This window comes from Halopseudomonas phragmitis, assembly GCF_002056295.1.
Lineage (GTDB): Bacteria > Pseudomonadota > Gammaproteobacteria > Pseudomonadales > Pseudomonadaceae > Halopseudomonas > Halopseudomonas phragmitis.
In genome coordinates this window covers 2,604,117-2,622,140 of record NZ_CP020100.1, presented here as the reverse complement: position 1 = coordinate 2,622,140, position 18,024 = coordinate 2,604,117, and the positions used below count along the sequence as shown (strand labels likewise).

Below are 18,024 nucleotides of genomic sequence, written 5' to 3'. Positions count from 1 at the left end.
CAATGATGATGAGTCTGGGCATGTTCATCTTCGGCATGCAGACCCTCGCCTACCAGGAATTCCAGCAACAGATGGAATGGCGCCACCCCAGCCAGAGCCGGGTGGGTGCCCGCCCGGCCCGACAATTCATCGGCCCAGGTGACGAAACAATCACCCTCCCCGGCCTGCTGGTGCCCGAACTGTGCGGCTCCAGCCTGAGCCTGGACACCCTGCGCGTCATGGCAGACACCGGTAAAGCCTGGCCACTGATCGAAGGCACCGGGCGCATCTACGGCATCTACGTCATCGAGCGCCTGAGCACCACCAAAACCCTGTTTTTCAGCGACGGCGCCGCCCGCCGTATCGAATTCAGCCTCAGCCTGGCCCGCGTCGATGAAAGCCGCGTGGACCTGCTCGGCAGCCTGTTCGACACCCTCGGGAACATCCTCCGATGATCGACCGCCTGATTCCCGCCGCCCGCCAGATCCTAGATCGCCAAACCGGGCAAGTCACAGACGCCATCAGCTACGCCCAGCCCCGCTACCGACTGACCGTGGACGGCCGCGACATCACCGCAGACATCACCGCCCGGCTGATCAGCCTCACCCTGACCGACAATCGCGGCATGGACGCCGACCAGCTCGACATCCGCCTCAGCGACCATGACGGCCGCCTGGCCATGCCACCCACCGGCGCCGTCATCCGCCTATGGCTTGGCTGGAGCACCACCGGCCTGGTGGATAAAGGCACCTACACCGTCGACGAAATCAACCACACCGGCAGCCCAGACGTGCTCACCATCCGCGCCCGCAGCGCCGATCTGCGCCAAGGCTTTGCCCGCAAGCAGGAACGGAGCTGGCACAACAAAACCCTGGGCGACATCCTGCGCACCATCGCCAGCGAACACGCCCTCAAACCGCTGGTGAACGTCACACTGGCCGCCGTCGGCCTGCCCCACCTCGACCAGGCCGGCGAGTCAGACGCCAACCTCATCAGCCGCCTGGCTGAAGACCACGACGCCGTGGCCAGCGTCAAGAATGGCCACCTGCTGTTCCAGCCCATCGGCGCCGGCGTCACCGCCAGCGGCCTGGACCTGCCACACATCACCCTGACCCGCGCCGACGGCGACGGCCACAGCTATATCAACGCAGACCGCAACAACTACACCGGGGTAAGGGCCTACTACTACGAAACCAACAGCGCCGAACGCAAACAGGCCATTGCCGGCGAAGCGGGCGAAAACACCGAGCCAGACAACGCCAAAACCCTGCGCCACACCTACGCAGACCGTGAAAGCGCCCTCACCGCCGCCCGGGCCGAATGGCAACGCCTGCAACGCGGCACCCAGACCCTGACCTACACCCTCGCGCGCGGCCGTCCGGAGCTGATCCCCGAACTGACCTACACCCTCAAGGGCGTGAAAAGCGAGATAGACGCCATTATCTGGCTGGGCGGCAACATCACCCACGAACTCAGCGACCAAGGGCTGATCACCCGCCTGGACCTGACCGCGCAGCTACCGGAAAACGAAGAAATCACCGGCGACGGCACCCAGAGCTATACCGGGGTACTCGCCTGGTACCGGGACGAAAAGACGGGCCAGCAGCACAAGATCACCGAAGGCGACCAGGCCAACCCCAAGCGCCTCACTCACCTGTACGCCAGCAAGCGCACCTGTGAGCGGGCAGTGAAACGGGAATGGGAGCGCCTACAGGCGTAGGCGCGGTTAGGTACTACCCTTTCCCGGCTTGTGCCAGGGCTTTGGCATACCGCATCAGAACATCGCGGTCCTCAACACTCAACTGGGGGAAAAGCGCCTCCCACGCTCGCAGCCAGTCTTCCAGCTTCTTCCCCTCGTTGGACTTCTCGTACATCAGACGACTCCTTTTCAATACTGCAAACCCTCGCCCCCATGGCGTGGGCAGTTCAGGAGTAACCCGATTCTGAAAAAACCCAAGCCTATAAACACACAGAAAGAATGCTGTATATAAAACCAGTATTAAAAGAATGGCAATTGCTTGATATACACTCTTAAGAGTGTATAATAAACATCAAGGCAAAGGAGAACGACCATGCAACTCTTCCACGGCAGCTACGAAACCATCAGCGAGATCAAGAACCAAGGTCTGTTTGGCGGGCTGTTCGCTGCCGACTCGGAGGCCTCTGCCCTGGCCCATGGTGACGTGCTGCACGTTATCGAGATTGAAGACAGCAAAGCGCTGACTCAATCAGTGCTGAGCTACGAACTGGACCATGAAGCCGTAATGGCCGCGTTGAATGAAGTAGCTGGCCACTGGTGCGAAGATCTGGACCGGCTGTATGAGCTGGCCATTGAAGAGGCCCAGGTTAAGGACGCCGACATCGAATTGCTGAAGGCAGAAGACTGGGCGGACGCCGGCTGGGAAGCTCAGCGCATTCGCGGACAGGTCGCAAAGGCCCTGGGCTTCCAGGCCGTTGAGATGAGCGATGAGCACGGCACCACCTGGCTGGTAATGCCGGGCGCAAATATTCGGGAGGCATGATGACTGAAAAACAATTCGAGGCCCTGGCCAAGCTGATCCGCCTGCGCGGAGGTGTCAGCCAGGAGGCCGCCAGACTGGTGCTGGTCGAGGGGCGGCAACAGGTGGAAGTGGCCGCCGTACTCAACACCACCCCGCAGGCGGTTGCGAATGTCATCCGGCGCTGCAAGACTGCAATTGAGCTGGCTAAAACAGTCTCGGACGAACCCGACGAACGGTAGAAAAAATACTTGCTATACACTCTTAAGAGTGTATAATTAAAACCATGGAGAGGCGAGAAAGCCACTCCACCGCCCCGGCGGAACCGGGATTCCTGATAGGAGCAACATCATGAGCAGAATTACCAAAGAACAGGCCATCGCAGCAGTCGGCGAAGAAGTCATCAACACACTGCTGTTCGCAAATGTGGAGCCTACCAATCGCGTTACTAACAACGGCACAGCAGAGCTGTCGGCTCGGATTAAAGCCATGGAAGGCGAAGATCAGGTGACCGTTTTCATGTATGTCTACGTCGACGAAGAAGAGTTCATGAACGCCGAAGACCTCGGAACTCTGGATTGGGATGACGCCATGGCCAACGCCGAATTCGAAATCTACTGATCAGGATGGCCCGGCTACGGCCGGGCCACTTCAAAGATGACCGAATCCCTAATCCATCTTCGAGTACCAGCGGCCACCAAAGGCCGCTGGGTTCGCGCATCCCGTGCGGTCGGCCTTCGGCTAACCGACTACATCACCCAGGCCGTGGAGGCATACATGCAGCAGCAACTGACCCGCGTAGCTATCCCTGACGACATTGAGTTTTCCGACCTCAAACTAGCCCGCGACCCAGACGGTGCGGTTAGTTTTGACTGGGCAGTGATAGAGCGTATCTGCCACGCCAGCGGACTGCCGTTAGAGATGATGCGCGATGCACCAGAGGACAACGTAGCCAGCCTGATCATCGGCTGGTACCAGGCGCACCGCGCAGACGGCGGAGCCGCCGATCCGGTCGCAGATGACCTGATCGCCGAGGCCATGGCCGAAGATGCAGCCGGCCAGCAGTTCAGTCACCAGCCAGGGCGAGCCTGAAACATTACTACCGGCAAGCCCTCCAGTCAGGAGGGCTTTTATGCTCTTGGCTAATCGCTCAGATCCAGCCAACCCATAAGAGCCATGACAATGGCAGCAGTGCTTGAAACCTTCTGGTTCACATACATCTTTTGGTTTTGATCTGGATCAGTCTCCGGCTCGAAGGCATCGTCCAACTGTTTCACCAGTTCCTCAGACATCCGACGCGCCTCTACAGGATCGGTAATTCGGCGAGACAGCTCAGAGTTAAGTTTTCCGCTCTGGTAGACCGTTGCAACCAGGTCTCCCGCTGTTGCCAGCTTGTTGGCATAGTCTGCCGTCTGCCAATCCAGCCCGTTGGCCTGGTGCAATGTGCCGCCTTCGTACCACTTCCGTTCGGTGCCCGCTTCTGTAATAGCCTGGCGCTCGACCTTGGCCGTAGCTTCATCATCCCCACTACAGGCGTTCACCCCAACAAGGATTAAAGCACCCAGCAGCACCGCTCCCCCCAGCTTGTGAATCATCTTAATTCCGGGGTCTTTCACCCCGCAGCTCGGGCAAGTCTTCGCGCTGGTTGATACGTCCTGTTTGCATTCTTTGCATTGCGTCATCGCCATCATAGGCCCCTTTTCTGTTGTTCCACTGCCCTGAGTTCACTCTTTGACTTCATACACCGCCAGCGCTTCGGCCAGACGCAGCACAGAAGCCTTGTCAGGTGGGGATATCTTGTCGTAGGTCTTAAGCATTTTCAGCCGGTCATCAGTTACAGCGGTCGCATCGGCTGGAGTCCTGCGACCAGTGACCACATAGAGAATATCCACGCCAATATCACTGGCGGCGGCCAGGGCGGTGGCCCCGATATCGCCTTGCCCCCCCTCGTAGCCGGCCAAAGTTCGCTTGGCCAGGCCGACTTTTTCAGCAAATTCCGCTTGAACAAAACCCAGCCGCTGACGTTCCTCTTGCAAACGGCGGCCGATGGCATCTCGTGAATGATGCAAATTTATTCATCCTTGCTATTGACGAATGCAGGTTCGTGCATCATTCTTTGCGTGTCATCACATGAAATTGCACGAATTAACACTATGCCTAACGCCTACCCTACAGAGCAAGCCCGCCAGGCAGCGCGCCAACGCCTGATAGCACAAGGCCTTTCCGCCAAGGAATGGGCCGAACGCAACGGCTTAACCCCTTCTACGGTCTATGCCGTGCTCAATGGCCAGCAGAAGTGCCTGCGCGGCGAGGCTCACAAAGCCGCCGTACTGCTGGGCATCAAGCCGTGTGTGGTTGAACCGTACCCCGCAACCGCAGCAGAGGGCTAACAGAAGATGAGCCGTGAAATTCTTGATAGCCGCCGCCAAGTCGTCAGCGCTGTGATCCGGGCTTACCCCGGTGGCCGTGAATCTGCCGCAGCGCGCCTGGGCTTGAAACTCAAGCAGTTTGATAACCACGCCTACGAAAACAACGGCCACCGGCCGCTGGATGACGGCCAGATAGCCCTACTGGAGTCCGACACCGGCACCACCTACCTGCCGGACTATCTATGCAGCCTCTACGGCGGGTTTTACGTGTCCCTGCCGGACGTGGATACGCTGGACAACGTCGAGCTTCATCAGCGCGGCTTGCAAACATCCACTAAGCGCGGCCGGGTAGACCAGTTCATTGCCCAGGCTCTTAGTGATGGTGAAATCGACGAGCAGGAAGCCAGCGAGATTCTGGCACTACACGCCAAGCACATGGCCGCTCGCCACGCCGAAGTGGTGGCCACTATCAACTTGCACAAGCGGGGTAAGCGATGACAGCACCTAACCACGGAGGGTACCGATGCCTCTGCCCGGCATGCGGTCAACCAATGTTCATCCGCAAATCTGAAAAGCAGACACCGACGTTCCAGACCATGTACGGCAAGTGCAACAACATCGTTTGCGGCGCCTCTTACGTCGGTTCGCTCACCTGGGATTACACCCTTTCACCATCGGGGCTACCACAGCCCCAGGTAAAACTACCGCTGTCACCGGTAAAAGAGCGCATGCAGGCGCTGCGCGACCTGTCGCCCGATAGCGATCAACTGACGTTCCTCGAACAGCTCGACCAGGACCAGGAGGCCCGCGCATGACCACCCACACCACGGATTATCAGGCCGACATGCAAGCCGCAGCCCTCAGCTTTATGCAGCGCCACCAGGCCGAGCACCTGGGCGAAGGCCAGCTCCTGTTCACCCGCGCCCTGGGCTACCTGACCACCTCGCTCCGGGTGCCGCAGGCCATGGCTGAAAAGCTGGTAACCCGCGCCTGGGGTGAGCTGACCAGCGCCAACCAGCCCTACCGGCTGGATCTGGAGCACTCCAGCGAGCACACCGTCGCCATTGTTGACCCCGCCAGCGGCATGACCCTGGCGGTACCGGTGGCGCTGATCGCTCAGCACCTGATTGATACGCCCAAGCGCCGGCGCCTGACCGCCGTTAGCTGACCCTGATTAACCCTGTCTCCTGCCCGCCGCGTGTGGGTAGGGGGAAGTTGCACCCTGAATACGGTGAACGCGATGCAAAACGCCGCACACACACAACCGCCACAGCCCGCCGGGCTGACCCTGAGCGAGCACCTGGCCACCCTGCCGGCGCTACGCCACGCGGCTGGCCAGTTCGAGCCGGTGCGCGAATGGCTACAGACCATGGCCAGCATGGCCGGGGCTGGCGATGTTCGCATGGCCCAGTGGTACGCCTCACGAGTATCCGGCTTTCTGGTCGCCGAGGCGCTGCTCAACGCCCGTCACGAGCAAGACAACGGCCTGCTGGAGGTCATCGAGCTGCAACGCCGGTTGATCGGAGGGCGCTCCGCATGATCGACATGCCCGCAAAGCTACGCGCTGACCTGCTGAAAAAGCTGAACGAAAAATTCAAGCTCGAAAAAATCCCCAACACCAACTGGCTACGCAAGGGCATATGCCCGACCTGCAACGGTGGCAAGAACAAGCGTAAGTCCCTGTACGCCAACGCTGAAAACCCCTGGGTAGTCACCTGTGGCCGGGGCAGTTGCGGTGCTCAGTACCACGTCAAGGATCTGTTCAGCGATCTGTTCGACGACTGGAGCAAGCGTCACCCGCCCACCAAGGAAGAGCCCACCGCCTCGGCCATTGCCTACCTCTCGTTCAACCGTGGGTTTGATCTGGCGTTGATCAAGGGCTGGTTCAGCCAGGAAAACTACTGGGACAGGACCAGGGATATCGGCAGCGCAACGGTGCGCTTTGAAATGCCCGAGGGCGGCTACTGGGAACGGCTGATTGACCGGCCCAACCGCTTCGGCGGCATGAAAGCCCGCTTCAAGCCGGGCTGGAGCTACAAGGGCAAGTGCTGGGTGCCGCCCTGCCTGGATCTGCTGGAGGTAGACGAGCTGTGGATCGTCGAGGGTGTATTCGACGCCATCGCCCTGCTGCACCACGGCATTGCCGCCGTGGCCATGATGAGTAGCGCGCCCTTCCCAGACAAGTTCCTGCAAGATCTGGCCAGCCAGCGCGCCGGCAACCTGCCAAAGCTGGTCTGGGCGCTGGATAACGAGCCCTCGGCCCGCTCCGGCATCCGCAAATACAGCCCCCGCGCCAAGGCCATGGGTTACAAGTGCAGCGCCGCCCAGATCCCGCAGAACGGCCGCAAGGTCGACTGGAATGACCTGCACCTGCGCTGGTCAGTGATCGATGACCAGGCCAAGCGCAAGGAGCGCATCGAGCGCGACCTCAAAGAGGCCCGCCATTACGGTGACCTGCTGCTGGCCGAAAACGCCAGTGAATACGCCCTGCTCATGTATACCTGGCGCGAGAAGGCAGAATTCCCCTTCACCTTCGATAACCGCCTGTACTGGTTCAAGCTGGATCTGGACAAGTACAACAAGGCCCGCCAGGCCCTGGAAGACAGCGAGCGGCAGGAAGACCGCCTGCTGACCGAAAACCAGCGCCGTGACCGCGCTCTGCAGCTCGCCGGCGGCGTGGTCGAGCTAGCCAACTGTGCGTTCCAGGCCCTGTACTACCAGCGCAACCTGGTCACCGATGAAAGCTGGTACTACTTCCGGATTGACTTCCCGCATGACGGCGGCACGGTCAAGAGCACCTTCACCGCCGCCCAGGTGGCGGCCGCCGGCGAGTTCAAAAAGCGCCTGCTGCATGTCGCCACGGGGGCCATGTATACCGGCAGCGGCGGCCAGCTCGATCACATCATGCGCAAGCAGCTCTACGCCCTCAAAACCGTCGAGACCATCGACTACATGGGCTACAGCAAAGAGCATCAGGCTTATGTGTTCGGGGATATCGCTGTGCGCGGTGGCCAGGTCTATCAAGCCAACGACGAAGACTTCTTTGAAATGGGCACCACCCGGCTCAAGACCTTGCAGCGCTCGATCAGCCTGCACATTGAGACCAGGGCCACCCACTACACCGATAGCTGGCTGAACCGCCTGTGGCTGTGCTTCGGCGCCAAGGGCCTGCTGGTACTGACCTTCTGGCTGGGCTCGCACCTGGCCGAGCAGATCCGCCTGGCGCAAAAGAGTTACCCGTTCCTTGAGCTGACCGGTGAGGCAGGCGCGGGCAAGACCACGCTGATCAACCTCGTGTGGAAGCTGTTCGGCCGCCCGGACGACGAAGGTAAAGACCCGTCCAAAATGACCACCGCTGGCCGCCGCCGCTGGCTCAGTCAGGTATCCAACCAGCCCGCCGTGCTGCTGGAAGCCGACCGTAACGACCCCACCGCCGCCAGTACCGGCCGCCCGCAAAAAGCCTACGACTGGGACGAACTCAAGCCGCTGTTCAACGGCGGCAACCTGGGCGTGACCGGTGTGAAGACCGCCGGCAACGAAACCCACGAACCACCATTCCGGGGCACCATCGTCATCAGCCAGAACGCCTCTGTGAGCGCACACGAGGCGATCATGACCCGACTGGTGAAAGTATGGCTGTGCAGACCGGAAGCCACGCCAGCGAGCCGTCAGGCGGCCGCAGAGCTGGAACAGATGCAGGTCGAGCAGCTCAGCTACTTCATGGTCAAGGTCATGACCCAGGAGCAGCAGCTCATGCAGTGTTTTCTCCAGGCCTACCCCGGCCATGAAACCCTGCTGCGCGGCATCAAGGATCTGCGCGTCGAGCGAATCATCAAGTGCCACGCCCAGTTGATGGCCCTGGTGGACTGCCTGGCCCAGCTCTGCCCGCTCACCCAACAGCAGATCAACGCCTGCCGCCAGGAGCTGGTTGAAATGGCCCTGGAGCGCCAAAGCTCGATCAGCGCAGACCACCCGGCCGTGGCCCAGTTCTGGGAGGTCTACGACTACCTGGAATCCGAGCGCGACGACGGCATGGTCAACCACAGCCGCGACGAGCAGTTGATCGCCATCAACCTTAACGAGTTCGTCAGGCTCGCCGGCGAACACCGCCAGGAGCTGGCCAGCGCCTCGGAACTGCGCCGCCTGCTGCCAGAAAGCCGAAGCCGCAAGTTCGTCAACGTCAAGGCCGTCAACAGCCGCATCCGCGAGCGCCAGAACCACCGCGCCCACGCCTTCGATAACCCCAAGCCCACCACCGTCAAGTGTTGGGTTTTCCAAGCCTGACCGGCGCGGCAACGCCGGTTACCACTGAAAGGAGAGCACCATGCAAAGCAAATCCCGCCAAGACCTCTGGACCCTGCTCGGCAGCGGCCTGGTCCTGCTGGCCCTGATCACCTTCGCCAGCGCCTGCCCGGATCTGATCCTGGCAATGCTCCACTAACCCACCACCCCGGCGCGGCAACGCCGGGGGACCACTGAGAGGAAAGCACCATGCAAATCAACGTCATCACCGGGCCACAGGGCAGCGGGAAAACCACCAAACTGGAAAAGCTGGCCACCCCCAAAGGGTACGTAATCATTCCCGCGCTCGAGTTCACATCAATCGCACTTGTCAGAACCGTTATGGCGCGCATCGAAGCTGGCGATACCTGCATCCTGATCGACGACTGCAGCCCAGAGCAGATTAAGCAACTTCACGTCATGAAACAGGTGGCAGACGCAGCCAACGCGTTTAGTCACCTGACTATTCATGTAGCCCAGCAGGCAATGGAGTAGCGGCCATGCAAACAGACATCGACAAAGACATCGCAGCCCTGGAACAGGTCTGGCAACAGGTCAATGAGTGTCAACGGCACCGTGAAGCCGTCAGCCGCTCCGGTCTGCCAGCACTGGCCAGGCTGGTGGTTGTAGCCCAAGGCCACAGCGGCCAAAGCGCCGTGGTCGGCCGCTTCCTGCTCGGCCTCTACAACGGCCCGGAATACCCCCTCGACCTGACCAGCCTGCGCGCCCTGGATCTGGAACTGCACAACGACTGCCTGGCCGTGCTGGCCATGGACTGGTCACCAGAGCGGGAAGTACACGAACTGATCGAGAACGGCCCGGCCATCTGGCGGGCGTTTGTGAAGCGCTGGGGCTAAGCCCCAAACAGAAAGCCCCGATGAGCGGCAACTCACCGGGGCCAATACCACCGAAAGGTTAGCACCATGCAAGTACAACCCAACAGCGGTACCAGCAAGGCTACCACAACCACTTTCAAACCCGGCGATAAGGTGACTTTCTGTGTCGTTCGCTCGAACAGTCGGACAACCAGCATCAGTGTCAGGGAGGCCAAGGTCGTATCAATGAATGGTCCTGTGGCCACTGTCTGCTTGCGCAACGGGTACAAGATCAGGATCCATCAATCGAATCTTACGCCAGCAAGTGAGAAAAACGCATTGACTAAAGCGCTTGGAGGGCTCGGTCAATGATCAAGCGCACCTACACCCACTTTGGCTTTTGCTGTGGCCTGGGCTCAGGCTCGGCCGGTTTCAACGACAGCGCCTTGCGCCTGAACAACATGGAGGGCAACTGGCGTTGCCTGGGCGGCATCGACATCGACCCGGCTGGCCTGGCTGACTTTGAGAAGGCCACCGGCACCAAAGGTACGTTGCTGGACCTGTTCACCCGCGACCAATACGCGAGATTCCACGGCAAAGAACCGCCAGAGGGCTGGAAAGAAGCCACCCTCGATGACGTGCGCCGCGCAGCAGGCAACGAAAACCCGGACGCCGTGTTCATTTCCAGCCCCTGCAAAGGGGCCTCGGGACTGCTTTCTCAGAGCCTTAGCCTGACGCCCAAATACCAGGCCTTGAATGAACTGACCCTGCGCTGTGTCTGGCTGATGCTTGAGGCCTGGAAGGACAACCCGGTCAAACTGATCGTGTTCGAGAACGTCCCGCGCCTGGCCAGCCGTGGTCGGCACCTGCTGGACCAGATCAATCAGTTGTTCCACTTCTACGGCTACGCGGTAGCAGAAACCGTGCATGACTGTGGCGAAATCGCCGGCCTGGCACAGAGCCGCAAGCGTTTCTTGCTGGTGGCCCGTCACATTGAGCATGTGCCCGCCTTCCTGTATCAACCCCAAACACATCGCCTCAAGGGCGTTGGCGAAATCCTTGGCCGCATGCCGCTGGCTGGAGATATCGAGCTGGCTGGCCCTATGCACCGCGTACCGGCGCTGCAATGGAAGACTTGGGTCAGACTCGCCCTGGTTGAGGCCGGCAAGGACTGGCGCAGCCTGAACCGTTTGGCGGTCGAGGATGGCCACCTGCGCGATTACGTGATCGTTCCGGAGTACCGCGCCGGCTATCTGGGTGTGCATGGCTGGGAAGACACCGCCGGCACCATCGCTGGCCGCAACAGCCCCACGAATGGCGCGTTTTCTGTTGCGGATCCCCGGGCACCGGTCGGTGCTGCGCAGTACCAGCAGTACGGCGTTCGACGTTGGGATGAAACCAGCGGCGCAGTAATAGGCGTGAAGTCGCCTGGACAGGGGACGTTCAGCGTGGCCGACCCGCGTGACCCGGGAATCGGGCATGCTAAATACAACGTCGCTCAGTGGGATTGCGTGTCGCGCACGGTTATCTCAGGAAGCACCACAGGCCAGGGCGCGTTTGCTGTACAAGACCCCCGTTATCACAACTGGCACCCGGGGGCGAGCAGCCGCAAGCTTCATGTCGCAAACTGGGCAGGTCCGACGGGAACCGTCACTGGAAGCCAGCAGGTCGCTAGCGGCGCACTGTCGATCGCAGACCCACGCCCTGGCATGCAGCGCAGCAAGGGCGACCACTACCTGACCGGTGGCCATTACGGCGTTGTGCCCTGGAACGGTCAGTCCGGCGCAGTATCAGCGAGCGCCAGACAAGACAACGGCCGGTGGTCGGTAGCAGATCCACGGATGCCGGCAGCAAATGATCGGCTGACCTGCATCATCCGCAGCATGGACAACACCTGGCACCGCCCGTTTACCACCCTTGAACTTGCAGCCCTGCAAAGCATGTTCGATCCGGAGGATATCTGGCAGCCGTGCGAATCAACCGGGGATCTGCAGCTAGTTGGCGAGCAATTCACCCTCACCGGCACCAACGACAGCGCTTGGCGTGAGCGTATCGGCAATGCCGTGCCAAGGAAGGCCGGCAAGGCCATTGCTGATGTCATGCTCAGTACCCTGATGCTTTCCGAGCAGGGAGAAACCTTCGTCCTAAGCAGCATGCCGGTATGGGTCCAGCCGCTGGCCATCGCCGTCAGCGTGAGCCGTGAGGGGGCAGCGCTATGAGCCGCGTTCTTATCACTGGAGGCAGACGCACCGGCAAGAGCCTGTCCTACCTGCTCAGTTATGCCCTGAAACATGGTTGGCAAGCCGAGAAAACCCGGGGTGGTCACCTTCGGTTTATCAAGCCTGGGCGGCCACTGATACACACTGGCAGCACTCCCGGCGACTGGCGCAGCGCCAGAACGCCTTGGCCAGGCTGATACGGGCAGACCGCACCGCCAGCCAGCAAGAGGATCAGCGTCATGTCATCTGACCAGGCAAGGCACCGTCACGAGTGCGAAGCCCGCGACTGGCTCAGGCGTGGCTACACCACTCCGGACAGGATCGATGAGCTGAAAAAGCTGATCACTTCGAAACGAGGCTCAGCAGCGGCCGAGGCGCTGATCGAAGAAATGCGCCGGCAGTGGCGCCGCCGGGCCGAGTGGATGAAGTAAGAATCCTGCCGGCTCGATTCTCGGCCCCGCTTGGGGCCGTTTTTTTGCCAGGCACTTAGACTGGCGGACAAAGTACAGCGTGGGGACGCTCAATGGCAGACGGTGTAGAGGTGCGTGGTAACCGCATCCGGATCTATTTCAGGTATCAGGGGGAGCTGTGCCGGGAACCCATCCCGGGCGAGGCCACCCAGGACAATATCGACAATGCCCACAGACTGGTGGGCATGATCACCTTCGAGATCAAGCAGGGCTCATTCGACTACGCCCGGCATTTCCCGCACTCGCCCAAGGTGCAAACCGGCACGGTCGGCCACTATCTGGATTTGCTGCTGGAGATCAAGCGCAACGAAATGGCGCCGTCAGGCTTCCGGGGCTACGCCAGCAAGGTGAAAAACCACATTCGCCCCCAGTGGGGCGCCCGGCAAGCCGATAGCGTCGATACCATCGAGGTGATGAGCTGGGTGCAGAAGGATCTGATGCCTAAGCTGCACAACAAGACCATCCGCGACATTCTCAACATCCTGCACCAAACCTACACCCTCTACCGGGCGCGCAACCGTTCGTCGCATGACCCAACCCTGGGCATCGACATTAAGCTGCCCGATGCCGAAGAGGTGGACCCTTTCGACCAGGACGAGATCACCCGCATTCTGACCCCTACCCCGGGTTTTGAGCAGGAACTCAACCTTGCCCAGTTCATGGTCTGGTCCGGCCCGCGTGTATCAGAGGCCATATCCCTGGCATGGGAAGACGTGATTGATCTGGAGGCCGGCATCATCCGCTTCCGGCGCGGCCAGGTCCGTGGCCACTACAAGGTCACCAAGACCCGACGCTCTAACCGGGAACTCAAGCTGCTTGGCCCGGCTCACCAGGCCTTGCTGGCTCAGGTCCGGTTCACCAGGGATCTGCCACCGGTCGAGGTGCCAGTCACCGAGCGAGACAACCGGACAACTCGCGTGCAGCGCTTGCGCTTCGTCTTCCACAAGAGCACCACCCGGGCGGCCTGGTCGAGTTCTGACGTGCTGCTGAAAAGCTGGTGGCGTGGCCACCTGGAGAGCGTCGGCGTCCGGTACCGGAGCCCCAACAACTGCCGGCATACCTTCGCCAGCCAGATCCTGAGCACCGGCGTAGCGCCGGTTGAATGGGTCGCTGAGTACATGGGCCACACATCAACCGCCATGATCCACCGCCACTACGGCACCTGGATACCGAAGCGCGCACACGACCAGTTGAGCATCATTGAAACGGCGCTGAGCCGCTGAAAGAAACCGCCGACAGGAAGACGAAAAGACCGCCCGCGAGGCGGTTTTTTCATGCCCGATATTCCCAGAATGTTCCCAACAGGTTCCCATTTAAGGGCCTTTCAGAAACACACCCCAGCAAAATCAAGGGCTTAAATGGTGCGGACGGAGAGACTCGAACTCTCACACCTTGCGGCACTGGAACCTAAATCCAGCGTGTCTACCAATTTCACCACGTCCGCGAAACGCTGAAACAAAGACGCCAGACCGGGGTCTGGCGCCTTTGAAGAAAAATGGGGTGGACGATGGGAATCGAACCCACGACACCAGGAGCCACAATCCTGTGCTCTACCAACTGAGCTACGCCCACCATTAACCTGCTTCAAACTTCCAGCCCATCGTGCTGTGGCACGCCCGGCAGGACTCGAACCTGCGACCATCCGCTTAGAAGGCGGATGCTCTATCCAGCTGAGCTACGGGCGCCTTGTGCACATCACCGATACCCTAGGGTATCTGAAAATGCTCAGGCTACAAGGGGTTACCGAGCAGCACCGGGGAGCCTGGTCGCCTTCCAATCACTGCTGTCGCTGTGTTTGTGAAGCGGGGCGAATCATACTCAGCCCCCTACCCCACGTCAACGCCGAACAATGAATTTTTTTGAATTATTTGAGTAGCTTAAACCGCAAGCCGCCATACCCTTTTGCCCGAGCCCCCGCCATGCGACAATGGCCGCCATTCTTTATCTGCGTCAGGAAGCACATGAACGCCAAACTCATCGACGGCAAACAGATTGCCGCCAATCTTCGCCGCGAGATCGCCGACAAGGTCGCTGAACGTCAACGCCTGGGCCTGCGCCTGCCCGGCCTGGCCGTAATCCTGGTTGGCCAGGATCCCGCCTCACAGGTCTATGTCGCCCACAAACGCAAGGACTGTGAAGAGGTCGGGTTCATTTCCCGCTCGCACGATCTGCCTGCCGACACCACCCAGGAGCAACTGCTGGGGCTGATCGACACCCTTAACGAAGATCCCGAGATCGACGGCATTCTGGTCCAGCTTCCGCTACCGGCCCATCTGGACGCCTCGCTGCTGCTCGAGCGGATCCGCCCGGATAAAGACGTCGACGGCTTCCATCCCTATAACATTGGCCGTCTGGCCCAGCGCATGCCGCTGCTGCGCCCCTGCACCCCACTGGGCATCATTCGCCTGCTGCGTAGCACCGGCGTTGATCCCTATGGTCTCGACGCTACTGTAGTCGGCGCTTCCAACATCGTTGGCCGGCCCATGGCACTGGAGCTGCTGCTGGCCGGCTGCACCACCACCGTCACCCACCGTTTCACCAAGAACCTGGCCGAACACGTCGGCCGCTCCGACCTGGTAGTTGTGGCCGCCGGCAAGCCGGGCCTGGTCAAGGGCGAGTGGATCAAGCCCGGCGCCATCGTCATCGATGTCGGGATCAACCGCATGGAAGATGGCCGTCTGTGTGGCGACGTCGAATTTGAAGTCGCCGCCCAGCGCGCCAGCTGGATCACCCCGGTACCCGGCGGCGTCGGTCCGATGACCCGGGCCTGCCTGTTGGAAAACACCCTGCACGCCTGCGAGCATCTGCACGGCTAGCAACCGGAAGCACCGGCTGCCGCTGGGTAGGGAACCTCTGAGAAACGTAGGCGAGGCAGGCAAGACAATACCGATGGCGGCCCCGCAAAAACAGCCGAAAAAGCGCAGTTTACGCGGTGTAAATGAGCATTTTGAGGCTGTTTTTAACGCAGTATTGCCAACGCAGGTAGTTTTTCAGAGGTTCCTTAGATCACAGGCAGCCGGTACTTCCACCATCTACCGGCAAATTGACACCGTTGATATAGGCACCAGCCGGCGCAGCAAGAAATCCCACCGCACTGGCAAATTCTTCCGGCTCGGCAAAGCGCCGCACCGGGATACCGGCCAGCATCCCCTGAGCCACCTGTTCTTCGGTTTTACCACCGGCCTGCGCCAGATGGCTGATCAGACTTTCCAGACGCGGAGTACGGGTCAACCCCGGCAGCACATTATTTACGGTAACGCCATCCGGCCCCAGCTCACTGGCCAGCGTCTTGGCCCAGTTGGCCATGGCCGCGCGAATACTGTTGGAGACCCCTAGATTGGCGATAGGCTGCTTGACCGAGGTCGATAACACGTTGAGGATGCGCCCATAACCAGCCTCACGCATCCCAGGCAACAACACCTGCAGCAGCGCTTGGGCGCTGACCAGGTGCTGAGCAAAAGCCGCCGCATAGGCTTCCGGCTCGGCCGCATGCGCCGGCCCCGGTGCCGGGCCACCGGTATTATTGACCCAGATGTGTAACGGCCCGGCCTCTTCCAGTTCAGCCTGAACTGCAGCAACCAGCGCCACCCGGTCACTCGCATCCACCGCTATCACGCTATGGCGACGCCCAGACTCCGCCGGCAAGCTATCGGCCACAGCTCGCAACCGCTCCACGGAACGGGCCAGCAGCACCACTTCGGCACCCTGTTCAGCCAACTGCCGGGCGCAAGCAGCACCGATTCCCTGACTGGCCCCACATACCAGGGCTCTGCGGCCCGTCAAATCCAGATTCATTGCGCACCTCCGAGTCGATCAAAACCACAGTCTAGAGGTTTTTTGTTGAGTGCGACGCAGGCATTCAGAGCATGAATAGGTCCATGAATTCGTGCACCGGGGTATCTTCCAAAGCCTGCTGCTGGCAACACAGCTCGGTAATCGCGGTACAGCGGCGCACCGGAAAGCGGCTCGCCAGATTGACCTGAAACTTCTCCATAAGCAGCGGGATGCCTTCAGCCCGGCGACGGCGATGCCCGAGCGGGTACTCGACCTCGACCTTCTCGGTACAGGAGCCATCAGCGAAGAACACCTGCAGCGCATTAGCAATCGAGCGTTTATCAGGCTCCAGATACTCGCGGCTATAGCGCGGATCCTCAACTACCTGCATCTTGCTGCGCAGCTCATCGATAACCGGGTGCGCCGCATGGAAAGCGTCCTCATAGTGATCGGCTGTCAACGCACCAAAGACCAGCGGCACCGCAACCATATACTGCAGGCAGTGATCACGATCGGCCGGATTGGTCAGTGGACCCGTTTTGGAAATTATCCTGATTGCCGAATCCTGGGTACTGATGACGATCCGCTCGATTTCGGCTAAACGTTCACAAACCTGCGAATGCAATCCAAGAGCCGCCTCACAAGCGGTCTGGGCATGAAATTCAGCGGGAAAACTGATCTTGAACAGTACATTCTCCATCACGTAACAGCCAAACCCCTGCGCCAGGCTTAATCGGCGCTGCGCCTCGGGCTTGGTGCTCAAGTCCTTGCTGACGTGACTGAACGACACATCATAAAACCCCCACTGCGGGGCAGTCAGCACTCCGGGGATCCCCATTTCACCGCGCATGGCAATATCCGCCAGACGCAGTCCACGGCTACTGGCATCACCTGCAGCCCAGGACTTGCGGCTACCGGCATTGGGCGCATGACGATAGGTGCGCAGAGCCTGGCCGTCGACAAACACCTGCGACAGGGCTGACAACAGCTCATCACGCCCGCCGCCAAGCAGGCGAACACTGACTGCCGCCGAAGCCAGCTTCACCAGAATGACATGATCCAGCCCCACCCGATTAAAGGCGTTGTCCAAGGCCATCACGCCCTGGACCTCATGAGCAATGATCATCGCCTCAAGCACGTCACGCATCAGCAATGGCTCTCGACCGCCGGCCACACTTTTCTGTGCCAGGTAATCGCCAAGCGCCAGGATCGCCCCCAGGTTGTCGGACGGGTGCCCCCACTCGGCCGCCAGCCAGGTATCGTTGTAGTCCAGCCAGCGCACCAGACAACCAATATCCCAGGCGGCCTTGAACGGGTCCAGGCGAAACGCCGTGCCCGGCACCCGGGCACCATGCGGCACCAGGGTTCCTTCCACCAATGGCCCCAAGTGCTTGCTGCATTCAGGAAAACGAAGCGCCAATAGTGCACACCCCAGGCTGTCCATCAGACAGTAACGGGCGGTATCCAGAGCTTCAGGCGAGGGAGAGTCAAAATCCAGGACATAGTCGGCGATGTCCTGTAACACCCGATCATAGTCCGGGCGCAGATTGGGGTCGGCATGAATACTCATAAGGCGGGCTCCTTCTCAGAACTGAGGACAGGACGCGGCCGGGTACCAG

At 60.5% G+C, this 18,024-nt stretch carries 23 protein-coding genes and 3 tRNA genes; 18 read left to right on the top strand and 8 right to left on the bottom strand.

Features of this window, described 5'->3' with window-relative positions:
* Positions 1 to 2: 2 nt before the first annotated feature.
* On the top strand, positions 3 to 434 hold the full coding sequence (locus BVH74_RS12135; RefSeq protein ID WP_080050320.1) for a phage tail protein: 432 nt from the start codon (positions 3 to 5) through the stop codon (positions 432 to 434).
* On the top strand, positions 431 to 1,699 hold the full coding sequence (locus BVH74_RS12130) for a phage late control D family protein (RefSeq protein ID WP_080050319.1): 1,269 nt from the start codon (positions 431 to 433) through the stop codon (positions 1,697 to 1,699). Before BVH74_RS12135 ends, BVH74_RS12130 begins: the two co-directional genes overlap by 4 nt.
* 13 nt (positions 1,700 to 1,712) lie before the next feature.
* Here BVH74_RS12130 and BVH74_RS18790 read toward each other — a convergent pair whose 3' ends face one another.
* Positions 1,713 to 1,853, bottom strand: coding sequence for a hypothetical protein (locus BVH74_RS18790; protein ID WP_155121717.1), 141 nt, complete (start codon positions 1,851 to 1,853; stop codon positions 1,713 to 1,715).
* Positions 1,854 to 2,051: 198 nt separating this feature from the next.
* On the opposite strand from BVH74_RS18790, the gene BVH74_RS12125 reads away from it, so the two are divergent.
* From BVH74_RS12125 to BVH74_RS12110, 4 genes are all read left to right on the top strand, one after another.
* Positions 2,052 to 2,501: an AcrIF11 family anti-CRISPR ADP-ribosyltransferase gene (locus BVH74_RS12125; protein WP_080050318.1), complete on the top strand. Its 450-nt coding sequence runs from the start codon at positions 2,052 to 2,054 to the stop codon at positions 2,499 to 2,501.
* Complete coding sequence (locus BVH74_RS12120) at positions 2,501 to 2,719, top strand: TrfB-related DNA-binding protein (RefSeq protein ID WP_080050317.1); 219 nt, start codon at positions 2,501 to 2,503, stop codon at positions 2,717 to 2,719. The genes BVH74_RS12125 and BVH74_RS12120 overlap by 1 nt, the downstream gene beginning before the upstream one ends.
* 109 nt (positions 2,720 to 2,828) lie before the next feature.
* Positions 2,829 to 3,098, top strand: coding sequence for a hypothetical protein (locus tag BVH74_RS12115; protein WP_080050316.1), 270 nt, complete (start codon positions 2,829 to 2,831; stop codon positions 3,096 to 3,098).
* Positions 3,099 to 3,254: 156 nt separating this feature from the next.
* Positions 3,255 to 3,569, top strand: coding sequence for a hypothetical protein (locus BVH74_RS12110; protein ID WP_231705509.1), 315 nt, complete (start codon positions 3,255 to 3,257; stop codon positions 3,567 to 3,569).
* A gap of 50 nt (positions 3,570 to 3,619) precedes the next feature.
* On the opposite strand, the gene BVH74_RS12105 is transcribed toward BVH74_RS12110, so the two are convergent.
* Both BVH74_RS12105 and BVH74_RS12100 read right to left on the bottom strand, forming a co-directional pair.
* Entirely contained in the window at positions 3,620 to 4,072 is a 453-nt protein-coding gene (locus tag BVH74_RS12105) for a hypothetical protein (RefSeq protein WP_155121716.1), read from the bottom strand.
* Positions 4,073 to 4,201: 129 nt separating this feature from the next.
* Positions 4,202 to 4,546 carry a helix-turn-helix domain-containing protein gene (locus BVH74_RS12100; RefSeq protein WP_080050313.1) on the bottom strand — a complete coding sequence of 115 codons (345 nt, stop codon included), beginning with the start codon at positions 4,544 to 4,546 and terminating at the stop codon, positions 4,202 to 4,204.
* 84 nt (positions 4,547 to 4,630) lie between these two features.
* Between BVH74_RS12100 and BVH74_RS12095 the strand changes: the two genes are divergently transcribed.
* From BVH74_RS12095 to BVH74_RS12040, 11 genes are all read left to right on the top strand, one after another.
* A complete protein-coding gene (locus BVH74_RS12095; protein WP_080050312.1) occupies positions 4,631 to 4,867 on the top strand; it encodes a DNA-binding protein in 237 nt (78 codons plus the stop codon).
* Positions 4,868 to 4,873: 6 nt separating this feature from the next.
* On the top strand, positions 4,874 to 5,344 hold the full coding sequence (locus BVH74_RS12090) for a YmfL family putative regulatory protein (RefSeq protein ID WP_080050311.1): 471 nt from the start codon (positions 4,874 to 4,876) through the stop codon (positions 5,342 to 5,344).
* Positions 5,341 to 5,661 (top strand): ogr/Delta-like zinc finger family protein, encoded by a 321-nt coding sequence (locus tag BVH74_RS12085; RefSeq protein ID WP_080050310.1) that lies wholly within the window; start codon positions 5,341 to 5,343, stop codon positions 5,659 to 5,661. Before BVH74_RS12090 ends, BVH74_RS12085 begins: the two co-directional genes overlap by 4 nt.
* A complete protein-coding gene (locus tag BVH74_RS12080; protein ID WP_080050309.1) occupies positions 5,658 to 6,014 on the top strand; it encodes a hypothetical protein in 357 nt (118 codons plus the stop codon). Before BVH74_RS12085 ends, BVH74_RS12080 begins: the two co-directional genes overlap by 4 nt.
* A gap of 72 nt (positions 6,015 to 6,086) precedes the next feature.
* Positions 6,087 to 6,386 (top strand): hypothetical protein, encoded by a 300-nt coding sequence (locus tag BVH74_RS12075; RefSeq protein ID WP_080050308.1) that lies wholly within the window; start codon positions 6,087 to 6,089, stop codon positions 6,384 to 6,386.
* Positions 6,383 to 9,130, top strand: a complete 2,748-nt coding sequence (locus tag BVH74_RS12070) for a toprim domain-containing protein (protein WP_080050307.1) — start codon at positions 6,383 to 6,385, stop codon at positions 9,128 to 9,130. The genes BVH74_RS12075 and BVH74_RS12070 overlap by 4 nt, the downstream gene beginning before the upstream one ends.
* Before the next feature lie 207 nt (positions 9,131 to 9,337).
* Entirely contained in the window at positions 9,338 to 9,622 is a 285-nt protein-coding gene (locus BVH74_RS12065) for a DEAD/DEAH box helicase family protein (protein ID WP_080050306.1), read from the top strand.
* A gap of 5 nt (positions 9,623 to 9,627) precedes the next feature.
* Positions 9,628 to 9,984 carry a DUF7673 family protein gene (locus tag BVH74_RS12060; protein ID WP_080050305.1) on the top strand — a complete coding sequence of 119 codons (357 nt, stop codon included), beginning with the start codon at positions 9,628 to 9,630 and terminating at the stop codon, positions 9,982 to 9,984.
* A gap of 326 nt (positions 9,985 to 10,310) precedes the next feature.
* A complete protein-coding gene (locus BVH74_RS12055; protein ID WP_080050304.1) occupies positions 10,311 to 12,161 on the top strand; it encodes a DNA cytosine methyltransferase in 1,851 nt (616 codons plus the stop codon).
* Between the two features lie 239 nt (positions 12,162 to 12,400).
* Positions 12,401 to 12,592 carry a DUF7696 family protein gene (locus BVH74_RS12045; RefSeq protein WP_080050303.1) on the top strand — a complete coding sequence of 64 codons (192 nt, stop codon included), beginning with the start codon at positions 12,401 to 12,403 and terminating at the stop codon, positions 12,590 to 12,592.
* Positions 12,593 to 12,684: 92 nt separating this feature from the next.
* Positions 12,685 to 13,854: an Arm DNA-binding domain-containing protein gene (locus BVH74_RS12040; protein WP_080050302.1), complete on the top strand. Its 1,170-nt coding sequence runs from the start codon at positions 12,685 to 12,687 to the stop codon at positions 13,852 to 13,854.
* A gap of 136 nt (positions 13,855 to 13,990) precedes the next feature.
* Here BVH74_RS12040 and BVH74_RS12035 read toward each other — a convergent pair.
* The 3 genes from BVH74_RS12035 to BVH74_RS12025 all read right to left on the bottom strand — a co-directional run bounded on the left by BVH74_RS12035 (position 13,991) and on the right by BVH74_RS12025 (position 14,316).
* Positions 13,991 to 14,075 (bottom strand) — tRNA-Leu (locus tag BVH74_RS12035).
* Positions 14,076 to 14,127: 52 nt separating this feature from the next.
* Positions 14,128 to 14,203: transfer RNA gene (locus BVH74_RS12030), tRNA-His, on the bottom strand.
* A 36-nt stretch (positions 14,204 to 14,239) separates the two neighbouring features.
* Positions 14,240 to 14,316: transfer RNA gene (locus BVH74_RS12025), tRNA-Arg, on the bottom strand.
* 276 nt (positions 14,317 to 14,592) lie between these two features.
* Between BVH74_RS12025 and folD the strand changes: the two genes are divergently transcribed.
* Complete coding sequence (folD, locus tag BVH74_RS12020) at positions 14,593 to 15,447, top strand: bifunctional methylenetetrahydrofolate dehydrogenase/methenyltetrahydrofolate cyclohydrolase FolD (RefSeq protein ID WP_080050301.1); 855 nt, start codon at positions 14,593 to 14,595, stop codon at positions 15,445 to 15,447.
* A 190-nt stretch (positions 15,448 to 15,637) separates the two neighbouring features.
* On the opposite strand, the gene BVH74_RS12015 is transcribed toward folD, so the two are convergent.
* Entirely contained in the window at positions 15,638 to 16,426 is a 789-nt protein-coding gene (locus BVH74_RS12015) for an SDR family oxidoreductase (protein WP_080050300.1), read from the bottom strand.
* 64 nt (positions 16,427 to 16,490) lie between these two features.
* On the bottom strand, positions 16,491 to 17,975 hold the full coding sequence (gene prpD / locus BVH74_RS12010; protein ID WP_080050299.1) for a 2-methylcitrate dehydratase: 1,485 nt from the start codon (positions 17,973 to 17,975) through the stop codon (positions 16,491 to 16,493).
* Between the last annotated feature and the right edge of the window lie 49 nt (positions 17,976 to 18,024).